Raw genomic sequence first — 16880 nt, 5'->3', positions numbered from 1 at the left:
AATTAGTCCATAATCATTTAAAATAGCATAAAAGTTTCAGAGCTGCTTATGAAATTTAAAAATTGGCAAATCATTGATTCTTGGGGTTTAGAGTTTGGGTTGCCTTTACCCTTAATTGGTTTATTGTTTTGGATCGCAACGGGTTGGACAACAGAAGTTGTGTTGGGTGAAGCCCCCCAAATTGAACGGGTGTCTGTAGAAGGGGGAAGATTACCTGAAGTTGAACTGCTGCTGAAAGTCCAACTGATTTCTATTGAAGCAAAGATTTACGAAAAACGAGGTTATACCAAAGTCGATATTGATACCGATAGTTCCACCTTAAAAGAGTTAGAATTTGAATTTCCGGTGACAGATGTGGCTGATGTCGAAGCCGAGATGTCCCGGATGCTTAATTTATCTCCCGCACAGCTTCGGACTTTGGTTCGTTATCAAATTTACGACTAATTTTTGTGAAAATATTGGTACAGGTCATTCATAAATTACCCCTACACGGGTGACTGAAGTCACATCAACCCCCTGTCATCTTCTTGTCATTTTTAATTTTTAAAGTAACATCATCGAGTTCAGAAAGGCAGGACAAGAGATGATTGAACCCAATCCCTTAGCAGGTTTATTTCCCGGAGCAACTGTTACCGGAGTTGTGGGCGGTTTTGTAGACAATGGAGACGATTTTACTTTAAATTGGTCGGGGGGTACTACCATTGTCGATCCTACGCCTTTAGATGCCGATCAATTGGGTTTAATGATCGGTGAAACGGTTAACGTTTTTGTGGGGGAATTTGACGGTTTAGAAATCGATAGCCCCTCCATTACTCGCCCCGATGGTTCTGTCGTTTTGGGCGGAAATAAACCCGTACTTCCCCCAGAAATTCCCGCCGATCCTTTGATTGGAAATCCTCCCGATCCTCCTGTCGGTATTCCTCCAATGGTGGGTACAACTGTTACCGGAACGGTAATTAATTTAGTTGATAATGATGCGTTTCTGCTAGATATTAATGGCAGTCCGTTATTAGTGGATGCCGACTTACCCGACTCACAATTTTTACCCTTAGTTCCGGGTGAAGTGGTGAATGTTTCCGGTATACTCGATGATGAAGATTTCGATACCTTTTCAGTAACTCGGGTTGATGGTTCGCCTGTAATTCCGACTGGGGTTGTTCCTCCGGTTGTTCCTCCGGTTGTTCCTCCCATTGTTCCCGGTTCAACTGTTACCGGAACGGTGATTAATTTAGTTGATAATGATGAATTTCTGCTCGATATTAACGGCAGTCCGTTATTAGTGGATGCCGATTTACCCGACTCACAATTTTTACAATTAGTTCCGGGTGAAGTTGTCAATGTTTCGGGTATACTCGATGATGAAGATTTAGATGCGTTTTCAATTACTCGGGTAGACGGTTCACCTGTAATTCCGACTGGGGTTGTTCCTCCGGTTGTTCCTCCCATTGTTCCCGGTTCAACTGTTACCGGAACGGTGATTAATTTAGTTGATAATGATGAATTTCTGCTTGATATTAACGGCAGTCCGTTATTAGTTGATGCCGATTTACCCGACTCACAATTTTTACAATTAGTTCCGGGTGAAGTTGTCAATGTTTCCGGTATACTGGATGATGAAGATTTCGATGCGTTTTCGATTACTCGGACAGATGGTTCGCCGGTCATTCCGACTGGGGTAGCTCGACCCGGTGTAAATTACGATTGGGATGATGATGATCGTTGGGATGACGACTCGGATGATGATGATCGTTGGGATGACGACTGGGATGATGATGATCGTTGGGATGACGACTAAAACTTTTAACTTGATTTGATGGATTAGCAAAAAACCCGGTTTTTCGGTTATCATAACCTTGAGAAAACCGGGTTAATCTGTTGATCAATCTGGAATCAAAAACCACTCTACATTTGTTATTAATCCCCCCTCTCGATTAATAAGAGGTCAAAAACTCCTAAAACGAGACAGCTCCCAAAGCAAATGGCTCTGGAAGCTGTCTTATAACTGACCCGTCGATTATTAAGTGTTTGACGGGATTTATCGGCTAGCCTTTTTATCAACTGCGACTAGCGGGATTTATCTGGGTTTTTATCTGTATTTGTAAGATAACGAAAGATTGTGAGGATTTTGTGAGGCGGGGATGTAACGGATAGATTAACTTGGGGGGTTTTAGCTTAATGGCTTTGGAAACGGATATTGTAAGGGATAACGGTTGTAACGGATGGGTTTGAGGCGGGAGGATAAGGATATAATCGTTAACGTCTGGATTGAGGGGTTTGATTTGGTGACTCTGTTTGAATTATAAATAAGTCTTCTGGGTATAAAACTGTATCAACTCTAACATCTGTCTCGATTTTCTGATTGCTGAGTTTGCTCTGTATCTCTATTTAGTGCAATGATCAATTCTCGTATTCGAGTGGCTGTTGTCCTTGGGACTCGTCCTGAAGCGATTAAACTGGCTCCCGTCATCCAACAGTTACAACTGGCTTCTGAGTTTGAGACTCAGGTTATTTTAACAGGTCAGCATCGAGAAATGGTTAAACAAGTCATGGAACTGTTTAACCTCAATGCTGATTATAATTTGGAAATTATGCAGACTTCGCAAACGTTGACGGATATTACTTGGCGGAGTTTGCAGGGGTTAGAAGGTTTATTTCAACAGCTTCGTCCTGATATTATTATCGTTCAGGGAGACACGACAACGGCGTTTGCTGCGGCGTTAGCAGCATTTTATCAGAAAATCCCTGTAGGTCATGTTGAAGCGGGGTTACGCACGAATGATATTTTTAATCCTTATCCTGAAGAAGCCAACCGACGTTTAATTTCTCAACTGACTCAGTTTCATTTTGCACCCACAACGCAAGCGGTAGAAAATTTAATAAATTCGGGGGTTTTGGGAGAAGTTCATCATACCGGAAATACGGTGATTGATGCGTTATTATCGGTGGTGAAACGTCAACCTGAGTTAAACGTTGCTCATTTGAACAAGAGTCAATATCGGCTGATTTTAGCAACGGTTCATCGTCGGGAAAATTGGGGAACTCCTCTGACTCAAATTGCTGAAAGTTTTCTGAATATTTTAGATAAATTTACCGATACGGCGTTACTTTTACCGTTGCATCGAAATCCAACTGTACGAGAACCGTTGCAAAAAATATTAGGAAATCATCCGAGAATCTTTTTAACTGAACCGCTTGATTATTGTGAATTAGTTGCGGCAATTGATCGCTGTTATTTTGTTTTAACCGATTCTGGAGGATTACAAGAAGAAGCTCCCAGTTTAGGAAAACCTGTCTTGGTTTTACGAAAAACGACGGAACGACCTGAAGCCATTACTGCGGGAACTGCCAAACTTGTCGGAACAGAAACCACAGAAATTGTAGAAGCGGCAACCGAATTATTAACCAATTTAGAAGCTTATAAAAAAATGGCAACAGCCATTAATCCGTTTGGAGATGGTCATGCTGCCGAATACATCGTTCAAATTTTGAGAAAACGGATGATAGAACTTCGGTAGGGGCGGGTTCATTACAGTTTACAGTTTACAGTTATCAGTGACCAGTGAAGACAGTTTACAGTTTACAGTTTACAGTTGTCCTAACCCCTGTAACAATTCCCCTATTACCTGTAACCTGATAACTGGTCACTGGTCACTGGTCACTGGTCACTGTAAGATGAGTTAACCGCCCGCAACCGCCGGAACAATACTCACTTCATCCCCATCTTTGAGTTCCGTTTTTGTTCCTTCGAGAAAGCGGATATCTTCGCTATTCACGTAAAAATTGAGGAAGCGGCGAGGTTCACCTTTTTCATCACAAAGACTACTTTTAATCCCCGGACAATGGGCTTCTAAAGAATCAATCAATTCAAGAATATTGCTGCCTTCACATTCAAGCTTTGCTTGGTTGTCGGTGAATTTTTGCAAAGGAGTTGGAATTAATACTTTAACCGTCATGTCGATTTTGAAAGGTAACGTTTGAGTAGATTTACAGTCAGGAACTCTGCAAGTTTTAGGGACAGGTTCATTCACCCATCCCTAACTTTTTTTAGATTACACTAAAACTTCTTGCCATTCTAAACGGCCTAAAGTGTGGGCGCGTTCTAAGGCTTGTTCAAAGCTTTCTAATTTAGCGTCAATGGTTAGCGGTTCGCCGACATAACCTTGAACGGCTTCTTGAGTCTTTAAGCCATTGCCCGTGATGTAAACAACAGTGGTTTCATCGGGATCAATTTTACCAGCTTCGACTAATTTTTTCAAGACGGCGATTGTGGTTCCGCCTGCGGTTTCGGTGAAAATGCCTTCAGTTTCCGCTAACAGTTTGATGCCTTCAATCACTTCTGCATCATTGACAGACTCAATATGACCGTTGGTTTTCCGGGCGACTTCTAGGGCATAAACGCCATCTGCCGGGTTGCCAATGGCAATTGATTTAGCAATGGTATTCGGCTTAACGGGGGTGATAAAATCACGGTCTTCGGTGAAGGCTTGGGCAACAGGTGAACAGCCTTCTGCTTGGGCGCCACTAAAGCGAACGGCTTTATCTTCAACTAAGCCGACTTTGATAAATTCTTGGAATCCTTTATAGATTTTAGTATACAAAGAACCCGAGGCAATTGGCGCGACAATATGATCAGGAAGTTTCCAGCCTAATTGTTCGGCGACTTCATAACCGAGGGTTTTTGAACCTTCTGAATAATAGGGACGTAGGTTAATATTAACAAATCCCCAACCGTGAGTATTTGCCACTTCTGAACAGAGGCGGTTTACTTGGTCATAATTGCCTCGAACTGCCATCAAAATCGGGTTATAAATTAAAGTCCCGAGGATTTTTCCGGCTTCTAAGTCAGAAGGAATAAATACACAACAGTCGAGTCCCGCTTTAGCAGCGATGGCGGCGGTGGAGTTGGCTAAATTTCCGGTACTGGCACAGGATACTGTTGAGAAGCCCAATTCTCTAGCGCGGCTGAGGGCGACGGAAACCACTCTATCTTTGAAGCTGAGAGTGGGCATATTGACAGCATCGTTCTTAATATAGAGGTTTTTCAGACCGAGGCGACGGGCTAACCGTTCCGACTTCACTAGGGGCGTCATTCCGGTACCGACATCAATCACATTATCAGTGGCGACAGGAAGGAAGCTGCGATAACGCCAGATGGATTTCGGGCCAGCTTCAATGGTTGCGCGAGTCACGGTTTGGCGGAGTAAGTCGTAGTTGTATTGAACTTCTAACGGGCCAAAGCAGACTTCACAAACGTGTTTGGCTTCGAGGGCGTATTCAGCGCCGCACTCTTTACACTTGAGTTTCTCGAAAGTTGCACCTGTAGTCTGAGTGTGAGTTGTTAGTGCCGTCATGGATTGAACCTCTAGTTGAACGATGTCTTTTGAATTCCTGATTTCAAAACAATATCACAGTGAATTTACGAGGTCAACCATACCCGAGTTTTTTTGTCGGGATTGATTTAGGGCTTGAAAATCAATATCCCCCCTCCCTGGGGTTGGGAAGGGGGAGTCCTATTAACAGTGATCAGTGACCAGTGAACAGTGACCAGTGTTTTCAGTGACCAGTAAACAGTGAATTGATAACTGGTAGGGGTAATTCATCAATGACCCCTACAATAGAAGAATCTAACGGTTAGGTTGTCGCCACAACTTGCGGTTCTTCTGGAATCACTATTTTACCATTTTGTTGGGCTTCGACTAACGGATGACCATAATAAGCATCGAGATACAATTGCTTCAGGTCTTTAATTAGAGGATAACGGGGATTTGCACCTGTACATTGATCATCAAAAGCGCGATCGGCTAATTCGTCAATTTTCGCTAAAAATTCCGCTTCACTTTCTTTGATCACATCTTTAATCGCGTGAGGAATTCCCACTTGTTGTTTCAAGTCTTCTATCGCTAAAATCAAGCGATCAACCTTCTCCATTTCCGTTTCACCGCCCAAATTCAAATAGTCCGCAATCCGAGAATAACGCCATTTTGCATTGGGATATTTGTACTGAGAAAAAGTCGCCTGTTTAAACGGGGCATCGGTGGCATTGTAGCGAATAACATGACAAATCATCAACGCATTAGCCAACCCGTGCGGCACATGGAACATCGCTCCTAATTGGTGTGCCATTGAGTGACAAATGCCTAAGAAACCATTAGCAAATGCCATCCCCGCCATTGTAGACGCATAGTGCATTTTTTCGCGGGCTTTGGGATCTTCTGCCCCATTGTGATAGGAACTCGGCAAATATTTAAAGATTAACCGAATGGCTTCTAAAGCTAAACCATTGGTGTATTCAGAAGCCAACACCGAGACATAAGATTCTAGGGCGTGAGTTAAAGCATCGACCCCCCCAAATGCGGTTAATCCCTTGGGCATATTTAACACCAATTCCGGGTCAATAATTGCCATATTTGGAGTTAAAGCATAGTCCGCCAAAGGATATTTAATATCATTTCGACGGTCTGTTACAACGGCAAATGGCGTCACTTCTGAACCCGTTCCCGATGTTGTAGGAATGGCAACCATGATCGCTTTTTCCCCTAAAGGCGGCAAGTCATAAACCCGTTTACGGATATCCATAAACCGCATTGCCAAGCCATCAAATTCGATTTCAGGATGTTCATACATCAACCACATAATTTTCGCCGCATCCATCGGAGAACCGCCACCAATGGCAATAATTACATCGGGTTGAAACGTATTCATCAACACTAATCCCCGTTCCACTGTATCGAGAGAGGGATCAGGTTCAACATCATAAAAGACATCGTATTTGAGTCCGATTTCTTCCAAAACCTCCTCTAATATCGCCGTTACTCCTAACTCATAAAGGGGTTTGTCGGTAACAATAAATGCCCGTTTTTTTCCGGCTAACTCGCGAATAGCTGTGGTTAACGCCCCGTATTTGAAGTAAATTTTAGGAGGAATACGGAACCATAACATATTTTCCCGACGTTCGGCGACGGTTTTGATGTTTAAAAGGTGATGAGGTTCGACGTTTTCACTGACTGAATTACCGCCCCAACTGCCACAACCTAAGGTTAAAGAAGGGTCAAGACGGAAGTTGTAAATATCTCCAATTGCCCCTTGAGAAGACGGCGTATTAATCAAAACTCGGGCGGTTTCAACGGCATCTTCAAAGCGTTTAATATGGTCAATATTGGAGGGCGCTGTGTAGAGGGCGGCTGTATGTCCGCGTCCTCCAAACTGCACTAATTTTTCCGATTTTTCCACCGCATCTTCAAAGTCTTTCGCCCGATACATGGCTAATACAGGCGAGAGTTTTTCATAGGCGAAGGGTTCATTAGTATCAATATTTTCAACTTCACCAATAATCACTCGGGTATTTTCAGGGAGGGTAATGTCAGCCAGTGCGGCAATTTTATCAACAGGTTGACCAACAATTTCCGCATTTAAACGCCCATTGATGATGATTTTCTCCCCTAAACGTTCCCGTTCTTCTGCGGTTAAGAAATAGGCACCTCTGGCTTGAAATTCGGCTTTAACGGCATCATAAACCTGATCATCAACAACAACTGATTGTTCACTGGCACAAATCATGCCATTGTCAAAGGTTTTACTGAGAATAATTGAAGAAACTGCCATTTTAATATGAGCAGAAGAATCAATTAAAGCAGGGGTATTTCCCGCACCAACTCCCAAAGAAGGATTACCGGAAGAATAAGCCGCTTTCACCATTCCCGGCCCGCCTGTCGCTAAAATCAGCTTAATATCAGGATGCTGCATTAAGGCTTGAGACAGGGGAACGGTGGGTTGATCAATCCAACCAATAATATCATTGGGCGCCCCGGCTGCGATCGCTGCTTCTAAGACAATTCGGGCAGCTTCATTGGTACAATTTCGGGCGCGAGGGTGAGGTGAAAAGATAATTGCGTTGCGAGTTTTCAGGGCAATTAAGGCTTTAAAAATTGCCGTAGAAGTTGGGTTAGTGGTGGGGACAATTCCGGCGAGAATTCCCACAGGTTCAGCAATGCGTTGAAAACCGAAAGATTTGTCTTCTTCAATTACACCGCAGGTTTTTTCGCCTTTGTATTTGTTGTAGATAATTTCTGAGGCAAAATGGTTTTTAATCACTTTGTCTTCAACGATCCCCATTCCCGTTTCTTCGACTGCCATTTTTGCGAGCGGAATTCGGGCTGCATTCGCTGCTAAGGCTGCTTTTTTGAAGATATAGTCTACCTGTTCTTGCGTGTAGGAAGCATATTTTTGTTGGGCTGCTTTTACCCGTGTGATTAGGTTTTCTAGTTCTTCGATGTTGGTCACTGAATTAACCATATCTTTCCCTTAGATAAAATTTCGGTTGAAGAGTTGATGAACGCCAGATTCAAAATCTGGGACTGTTTACAAGCTTTAGGTTTTGGATTGTTTACTTATTGGCCTACGGAAAAAAACAACTGAGCTGTTTCGCTCTTTAGTGTAACGCATTACCGACCGGGTAGAGTCATCTTTGTTTTCTCTACTTGCCTCTATGTTTTATCTTATTTCATCTCGGACAATTTGTTCAAAGATGGGCAAAATTCTTAACATTCTTTTTAAGATTTCATTTTGACTTGCATCCGATATTTTTTTCCGGTAGGATATAAAGTTTCGCTGTATTCATATTTTTTGGGAAAGTTAGCGAAAAAAGTGCTAAAATTAGAAGTTATACTTTTCAAGTACAGAATATTTATTTTTGTTGAGTCGCTTTCATCTGTTTTGTTAAATTCTTAAAAATAGAAAGAATAAAAAACCACGCTCGACACAAAGAACACCAAGAATAAACCTTCGTGTCTTTGTGGTGAAAAAATTTACTCCCTCATTAAGAATAAAAAACCACGCTCGACACAAAGAACACCAAGAATAAACCTTCCTGTCTTTGTGGTGAAAAAATTTACTCCCTCATTAAGAATAAAAAACCACGCTCGACACAAAGAACACCAAGAATAAACCTTCCTGTCTTTGTGGTGAAAAAATTTCCTCATTAAGAATAAAAAACCACGCTCGACACAAAGAACACCAAGAATAAACCTTCGTGTCTTCGTGTCTTTGTGGTGAAAAAATTTACTCAACCTTCACCCCAAACCGCTTAAAAATTTCCATCACCTGTTGAACTTGTTCAACCGTCGCCGCAGGAGTATCTTTCAATTTGTACTCATAACCCATTTCCTCCCATTTATACTCGCCCATTTTATGAAAGGGTAAAACTTCTACCTTCTCCACATTCGATAATGTTGAGACAAATTGGGCGAGTTCAGTAATTTCTTCGAGATTGTCTGTTAAATGGGGAACCAAAACAAATCTCACCCAAGTCGGTTTTTTAATCTCGTTTAAATAATGGGTAAATCTCAAAACAGGTTCGAGGGAAACGGCCGTTACTTCCTGATAGGTTTCAGGATAAAACGCCTTTAAATCCAACAATACTAAATCCACAAATTCTAATACTTTTTTCGCATCTTCAAACTTGGGAAAACCCGATGTATCCAACGCTGTATGAATCCCCGCTTGCTTACAAAGCCGAAAAACTTCGCCAATAAACTCCGGTTGTAACAACGGTTCACCGCCCGAAATAGTCACCCCACCCCCGGAAGCCTTCATATAAGACCGATATTTTTTAATCTGTTCAAAAATCTCTTTTGGGGTGACAACTTTTCCCGCTTGTAAATTGCGAGTATCGGGATTATGACAATATTGACACCGTAATAAACAGCCTTGAGTAAAGATAACAAACCGAATCCCTGGCCCGTCAACGGTTCCACAGGTTTCGATTGAATGAATATATCCAATAATTTCCGTTTTAGGATGCAAATTTAAACCTTCTAAATTCATTTTAATTGATGATTTTTTTAAGGGTAAACTCACCACAAAGGCACAAAGTCACCAAGATTTTATCTCTTTGTGTCTCTGTGTCTTGGTGGTTTTCCTTCTAACAAACCCGCAAAATTCTACATCTGTTTATGGAACGTGCGGTTAATTACATCTAACTGTTGTTCGCGATTTAACTTAATAAAATTCACCGCATATCCCGAGACTCGAATCGTTAACTGTGGATAATTTTCGGGATGTTCCATCGCATCAAGCAACGTCTCTAAATTGAGGACATTCACATTAATATGATGACCGCCATTGCTAAAATATCCCCCCAACAAACCCGCCAAATTATTCACTTTATTTTCCTCGGTTTTCCCTAACGCTTCCGGTACAATAGAGAAGGTGTAGGAAATGCCATCTTGCGCCTGTTCATAGGGTAATTTTGCCACCGATTCTAACACCGCAACCGCCCCATTACTATCGCGTCCGTGCATCGGATTGGCGCCCGGTGCAAAGGGTTCTCCGGCTTGACGACCATCGGGGGTACTTCCGGTCTTTTTACCATAGACAACATTAGAAGTAATCGTCAAAATGGACTGGGTTAAAACGGCGTTGCGATAGGTGGGATGTTTCCGCAATTTATCCATAAATAATTTAACCACATTCACCGCAATTTGATCGACTTGTTCATCATTATTGCCAAATTTAGGATAGTCTCCTTCAACTTGATAATCAATGGCTAAACCCTTGTCATCCCGAATCACTTTCACTTGAGAATATTTAATCGCCGATAACGCATCTGCAACGACGGATAACCCCGCAATTCCGCAAGCCATTGTCCGATAAATTTCTGCATCATGCAACGCCATTTCTAAGCGTTCGTAGCAGTATTTATCGTGCATATAATGGATGACATTTAACGTATTGACATACAGTTTTGCCAACCATTCTAACATCTGATCAAACTTAGCGATCACCTGATCATAATCGAGGTATTCGGAAGTAATTGGCGCGTAAGTCGGCCCGATTTGTTCGCCTGTTTTTTCATCTTTCCCGCCATTAATAGAATACAGTAATACTTTGGCTAAGTTCGCCCGTGCGCCAAAAAACTGCATTTGTTTGCCAATTCGCATCGCCGAAACACAGCAAGCAATGCCGTAATCATCCCCGTAGTCAGGGCGCATCAAATCATCACTTTCATACTGAATCGAACTGGTCTCAATGGATATTTTTGCACAGAATTTCTTGAAGTTTTCAGGCAAATATTCCGACCATAAAACGGTTAAATTCGGTTCAGGTGCAGGGCCGAGATTATACAAGGTATGCAGGAACCGAAAACTGTTTTTTGTTACTAAAGGTCGTCCATCTAACCCCATCCCGCCAATGGCTTCTGTCACCCAGGTGGGATCACCGGAAAACAGTTGATTATAGGCTGGGGCGCGAAGAAAACGCACCATTCGCAACTTCATTACCAAGTGATCAATTAACTCTTGGACGGCACTTTCTGTGATTAATCCTTGCTGTAAATCTCGTTCGATATAAATATCTAAAAACGTGGAAATTCGCCCCAAAGACATCGCGGCGCCATCTTGTTCTTTAACAGCACCTAAATAACCAAAATACGTCCATTGCACCGCTTCTTGGGCATTGGTCGCAGGTTGGCTAATATCATACCCATAACTCGCCGCCATTTGTTGTAATTCTTTCAGGGCTTTTATTTGTTCAGAAATTTCTTCTCGTTGACGGATGACATCATCTAAAATCACATCAACTTCGAGTAATTGTTTCTGATGTTGTTTATCGGCAATTAACCGTTCAATGCCGTATAATGCAACTCGTCGATAATCGCCAATAATCCGACCTCGCCCGTAAGAATCGGGTAAACCTGTTATAATACCAGAGTGACGCGCCGATCGCATTTCGGGAGTATAAGCATCAAAAACCCCATCATTATGAGTCTTACGATACTGGGTAAAAATTTCATTCGTTGTGGTATCAAGCTGATACCCATAAGCCTCTACCGCACTGCGAACGACTCGAATTCCCCCACAGGGCATTATTCCCCGTTTTAGGGGTTTATCGGTTTGCAATCCGACAATTTTTTCTAAGTCTTGAACAATATAACCGGGAGCATGAGAGGTAATACTAGAAGGGGTTTTTGTTTCTAATTCTAATATCCCTTGTTCCCGTTCTTGTGCCATTAAAACTTTAACTTTTTCCCAGAGAAATTTAGTATTTTCAGTGGGTTGAGCTAAAAAATCATCATTGCCCTCATAAGGCGTATAATTTTTTTGAATAAAATCTCGTACATTCACCTCAGTTGTCCATTGACCCAGCACAAAACCTTTCCATTGCTCGTACATAAAAATAAGCCTCCAAAATGCAAGCGGGTTCATTGCAGCTCTCACGCTTGATACTTTTATCTTAACGAGAATTTTGAATAGACTCCTGCGATTTTTACATTTCTTTACGATCAAAAAAACTTTAAAATTTCATCAATACTAGAGATTGCTAGCCTTCCCCCAATTCTTAACCTAAAGATTACCTTTTTCTACCGAGGGAGAGATGACAAATCTCATTAAAAGTGTAATAATAAAGTTAATCTCAATTTTAGTAGCAATCTCAACTGGGATTGGACTTAGATTTTTGGCAACAACTTCAACTCGAATTAAAAACAGTAATCAAGTATACAAACTTCACCCCAACTCTATTTTAAATTAGTGAATTAAAGGGAAGCAGTTGTCCATGTCAGCAACAAGCCCCACCCCCGACATTTTCCGCTCGGAACACCAACCCCTTAACGCTATTTTTGCCCCCCGTAGCGTTGCTGTTATTGGTGCGACCGAAACCCCCCACAGCGTTGGACGAACCCTGCTTTGGAACCTGATCAGCAGTCCCTTTGGCGGTACCGTCTTCCCTGTGAACCCCAAACAGCCCAGCATTCTGGGGATCAAAGCCTATGGGAGTCTTGCAGAAGTTCCTGACCCTGTTGATCTGGCTGTTATCGCTACACCTGCTGACACCGTGCCGAACCTGATTCAAGATTGTGTCCATAGCGGGGTAAAAGGTGCTATTATTCTCTCACCGGGCTTTCGAGAAATCGGCCCTTCTGGGATCGCCCTTGAACAGCAGATTCTAGACATCGCCCGTCGGGGAAACCTCCGCATTATTGGCCCCAACTGCTTAGGCGTGATCAACCCCCGGACTGGACTCAACGCCACCTTTGCGAGTGCGATCGCCAAACCTGGAAACGTGGGTTTTATTAGTCAAAGCGGGGCTTTGTGTAGCTCAATTTTAGATTGGAGTTTTCAAGAAAACGTCGGGTTTAGTGCGTTTATCTCCATCGGTTCGATGCTGGATGTAGGTTGGGGAGATTTAATTTATTATCTGGGCGATGATCCCCACACCCAAAGCATCGTCATCTACATGGAGTCTATTGGCGACGCCCGATCCTTCCTCTCAGCGGCCCGTGAAGTCGCCCTCACCAAACCCATTATCGTGATCAAAGCCGGACGCACTGCCCAAGCTGCCCAAGCTGCGGCTTCCCATACGGGGGCGTTAACGGGAAGTGATGAGGTTCTCGATGCGGCATTTCGTCGCTGTGGGGTGTTGCGGGTTTATAACCTGACTCATTTATTCTCAATGGCGGAAGTTCTCGCCAAACAACCTCGCCCCAAGGGTTCACGGCTGACCATTCTCACCAACGCAGGCGGGCCGGGAGTGTTAACCACCGATACCCTAATTTTAGAAGGCGGCACCCTTGCCCAACTTTCTGGGGAAACCCTCGAAACCCTCAATCAAATTTTACCCCCTCAGTGGAGTCAGAGCAACCCCATCGATATTTTAGGCGATGCTGACCCCGAACGCTACGCCAAAGCCCTAGAAATTGCCGCTAAAGACCCCAATAGTGATGGGTTGCTGGTGATCCTCACCCCGCAAGCGACAACAAACCCCACACAAACCGCAGAAAAACTGAAAGCCTTTGTGTCTCAACATCAGCCTAAAAAACCAATATTGGCGAGTTGGATGGGTGGGGCAGAAGTGAAGGCTGGGGCGGAAATTCTCAACCAAGCGGGTATTGCGACATTTCCCTATCCCGATATTGCCGTGAGAATGTTCAATTATATGGGGCAGTATCATTATAATTTGCAGGGTTTATATGAGACACCCAGTTTACCTGCTACCCTTGTCACCGATGAAAGTTTAGTTTGCGATCGCGCTCAATATATTATAGAATCTGTTCGTCAACAAGGGCGGACGTTGTTAACAGAATTTGAGTCCAAGCAACTCTTAGCGACTTACAATATTCCTGTCGTTGAAACTCATATTGCGACCACCGTTGAAGCAGCAATACAAGCAGCAGAAACGATTGGTTATCCAGTGGTTTTGAAGCTGCATTCTCAAACGATTACCCATAAAACCGATGGGGGAGGCGTTCAACTCAACCTACAAAATCGTGAGGCTGTTAATACGGCTTATCATACCATTAAAACGAACAGTTGTAAAGCGTTTGGGGCTGAACATTTTCTAGGCGTAACCGTTCAACCGATGGTTAAATTAGACGGCTATGAACTGATTTTAGGCAGTAGTTTAGATCCGCAATTTGGGCCTGTGTTACTATTTGGAACCGGGGGTCAATTGGTGGAAGTGTTTAAAGATAGAAGCCTCGCTTTGCCGCCGCTTAATACCACCCTCGCCCGTCGGATGATGGAACAAACCAAAATCTATAAAGCCTTGTTGGGGGTGAGAGGACGGACGGCAGTTGATATCGAGGCGTTAGAGAAAATATTAGTCCAGTTTTCTCATTTAGTCGTTGAACATCCAAGAATCAAAGAAATTGAAATTAACCCGTTATTCGCCTCAGAAAAAGGGTTCATCGCTTTAGATGCGCGAGTAGTTTTACATCACCCCAAAACCCCCGAAGAACAGCTTCCTAAACCAGCCATTCGTCCCTATCCTCATCAATATATTACCCACTGGATATCTAAAACAGGTCTTGATATTATTATCCGTCCAATACGTCCCGAAGATGAACCAATGGCGGTAAAATTCCATGAAAGTTTATCCGAAGAAAGTGTTTATTTGCGGTATGCACATCTGTTAAAATTGAGTCGCCGTATTGCTCACGATCGCCTGTCTCGATTGTGCTTTATCGACTATAATTGTGAAATGGCATTAGTGGCGATTTATACTGACCCGAAAACCGCAGAAGATCAAATTGTAGGAGTCGGGCGGTTGAGTCAAGTACATGGTGTTAATGAAGCAGAATTTTCCCTACTGATTTGCGATCGCTTTCAACATCAAGGCTTAGGAAGTGAGTTATTAAGACAACTATTATTGATCGGGCGTCAGGAAAAAATTGATCACATTACTGCTGAAATTTTAGCTGATAATTTCCCCATGCAAAAAATTTGTGAACGGCTGGGGTTTACCCTGCATCGGGTGATGGGTGAACCGATGTTTCGGGCTGAAATTCAACTGTAAAGACTGATTTGTTCTTACACCTCTAATTTGACTATCCGGTACTGCAATGTACCTTTTTTTGCGAATTCACGTTACCATTATTGCAGATCTAGCGATTGTATAGCAGAACTCAGGAGACACCGAGACTGGAGACAGAATTGAAACCTTTATCATAAAAGGATTTGACAGAAAAACAGTGTCCTAATCAACTCTTTCTCTGCTATATGAGGTACAGATCGTCTAAATCTATAGAGAATGATTGAGTATACCTGATCAGAGTGAAAACGACTCTGTAGCATCAAAAAGCGATACAATTCTCTAAAAAATCTGAACTCAGGGTGTATTTTATATCAATTATAATATCAATTTAAAACCTCAAAAAAGTCATAAATTTAGGATGGAATGAACTCGATAAAAGCCTCAATTTTAATTGTTGACGATACCGAAGACAACTTATTAGTGTTAACCGAGATTCTGTCTAGAGAAGGTTACAATGTTCAGTCTGCAAGCAATGGTCAATCTGCTTTAGACGCAGCATTTAAACAACCCCCCGATCTGATTTTACTCGATGTTATGATGCCCGATATGAACGGTTACGAAGTTTTAAATTATCTCAAGAGTGAGCAGCGAACTCAAGAGATTCCGATTATTTTTATTAGTGCTTTAAATGAAGTTAATGAGCAAGTGAAAGGCTTGTCAATGGGAGCCGTAGACTATCTAACAAAACCGATTCATATTCAAGAACTTTTAGTGAGAGTGAAAACTCATTTGAGTGTTTATGAACTTCAGCGAGAAGTGCAACAGAAAAATATAGATTTGACTCAAGCTTTACAGCATCTACAAGCGACTCAAACTCAGCTAATCGAATCCGAAAAAATGGCTGCCTTGGGGAGATTAGTTGCAGGTTTATCTCACGAAATTAGTACCCCAGTCGGGATTGGAATTACCCTAGCTTCTACCTTAATGAATGAAGCCAAAGAGTTGGAATCCAATCTCCAAGAAAATAGAGTTAAAAAAATAATTTTAGATCGTCATATTGAGCGAGTCAAGCGGATGAGTACGCTGCTGTTAGAAAATTTACAACGAGCGGGAAATTTAATTCAAAGTTTTCAATGTGTTTCGGTTGATCAAAGCTATTTTGAACAGCAAGAATTTTACTTAAAAAGTTATATTGAAAATGTTCTACTTAGCCTCAGTCCTCACCTGGAAAAAACAGGACATCGTTTGCGGGTTCAGGGAGAGGAAGATCTAAAAATTAATAGCTATCCGGGAGCGATCGCCCAAATTGTCACCAATTTAGTAATGAATTCCATTCTACATGGCTATCAACCTGGGGAAATTGGGCAGTTAGACTTTGACATCGCTCGTCAAGATGATAGACTAATTATTAGTTATGCAGATGATGGGTGTGGTATTCCAGAAGAATATATCGGCAAAATCTTTGAACCTTTTTTTACAACCGCTCGAAGTTATGGGGGAACAGGTCTAGGATTACATATCATCTACAATTTAGTCACTCAAAAACTTAAAGGAAAAATTTCCTGTGAAAGTCAAGTTGGCGCAGGTACAAAATTTATTTTCAATTTACCGATCAAACCCCAGGAATAACGCCC

General features: G+C 42.3%; 10 protein-coding genes. 5 read left to right on the top strand and 5 right to left on the bottom strand.

Annotated elements, in window-relative coordinates; translation table 11 throughout:
• The first annotated feature begins 48 nt into the window (after nt 1–48).
• From VB836_RS03380 to wecB, 3 genes are all read left to right on the top strand, one after another.
• The gene (locus VB836_RS03380; protein ID WP_046278871.1) at nt 49–444 is read left to right on the top strand and encodes a hypothetical protein; all 396 of its coding nucleotides are present in this window, start codon (nt 49–51) and stop codon (nt 442–444) included.
• A 139-nt stretch (nt 445–583) separates the two neighbouring features.
• A complete protein-coding gene (locus VB836_RS03375) occupies nt 584–1795 on the top strand; it encodes a hypothetical protein (RefSeq protein ID WP_323217996.1) in 1212 nt (403 codons plus the stop codon).
• Between the two features lie 598 nt (nt 1796–2393).
• Nucleotides 2394–3515 carry a non-hydrolyzing UDP-N-acetylglucosamine 2-epimerase gene (gene wecB / locus VB836_RS03370; RefSeq protein ID WP_323217994.1) on the top strand — a complete coding sequence of 374 codons (1122 nt, stop codon included), beginning with the start codon at nt 2394–2396 and terminating at the stop codon, nt 3513–3515.
• Between the two features lie 162 nt (nt 3516–3677).
• Here wecB and VB836_RS03365 read toward each other — a convergent pair whose 3' ends face one another.
• The 5 genes from VB836_RS03365 to pflB all read right to left on the bottom strand — a co-directional run bounded on the left by VB836_RS03365 (nt 3678) and on the right by pflB (nt 12167).
• Nucleotides 3678–3953 (bottom strand): MoaD/ThiS family protein, encoded by a 276-nt coding sequence (locus VB836_RS03365; RefSeq protein ID WP_323217993.1) that lies wholly within the window; start codon nt 3951–3953, stop codon nt 3678–3680.
• A gap of 96 nt (nt 3954–4049) precedes the next feature.
• The gene (gene thrC / locus VB836_RS03360) at nt 4050–5351 is read right to left on the bottom strand and encodes a threonine synthase (RefSeq protein ID WP_046277999.1); all 1302 of its coding nucleotides are present in this window, start codon (nt 5349–5351) and stop codon (nt 4050–4052) included.
• Between the two features lie 280 nt (nt 5352–5631).
• Nucleotides 5632–8292: a bifunctional acetaldehyde-CoA/alcohol dehydrogenase gene (gene adhE / locus VB836_RS03355; protein WP_323217992.1), complete on the bottom strand. Its 2661-nt coding sequence runs from the start codon at nt 8290–8292 to the stop codon at nt 5632–5634.
• Nucleotides 8293–9057: 765 nt separating this feature from the next.
• On the bottom strand, nt 9058–9822 hold the full coding sequence (gene pflA, locus VB836_RS03350) for a pyruvate formate-lyase-activating protein (protein ID WP_323217991.1): 765 nt from the start codon (nt 9820–9822) through the stop codon (nt 9058–9060).
• A gap of 116 nt (nt 9823–9938) precedes the next feature.
• Nucleotides 9939–12167, bottom strand: coding sequence for a formate C-acetyltransferase (gene pflB, locus VB836_RS03345; RefSeq protein WP_323217990.1), 2229 nt, complete (start codon nt 12165–12167; stop codon nt 9939–9941).
• A gap of 382 nt (nt 12168–12549) precedes the next feature.
• Between pflB and VB836_RS03340 the strand changes: the two genes are divergently transcribed.
• Both VB836_RS03340 and VB836_RS03335 read left to right on the top strand, forming a co-directional pair.
• On the top strand, nt 12550–15288 hold the full coding sequence (locus VB836_RS03340) for a bifunctional acetate--CoA ligase family protein/GNAT family N-acetyltransferase (RefSeq protein WP_323217989.1): 2739 nt from the start codon (nt 12550–12552) through the stop codon (nt 15286–15288).
• A gap of 381 nt (nt 15289–15669) precedes the next feature.
• Nucleotides 15670–16875, top strand: coding sequence for a sensor histidine kinase (locus tag VB836_RS03335; protein ID WP_323217988.1), 1206 nt, complete (start codon nt 15670–15672; stop codon nt 16873–16875).
• Nucleotides 16876–16880 lie beyond the last annotated feature (5 nt).

This window comes from Limnoraphis robusta BA-68 BA1 (assembly GCF_034932365.1).
Classification (GTDB): Bacteria; Cyanobacteriota; Cyanobacteriia; order Cyanobacteriales; family Microcoleaceae; genus Capilliphycus; species Capilliphycus robustus.
Note: the sequence above shows the minus strand (reverse complement) of the source record. Positions and strands in the feature narration are given on the sequence as shown.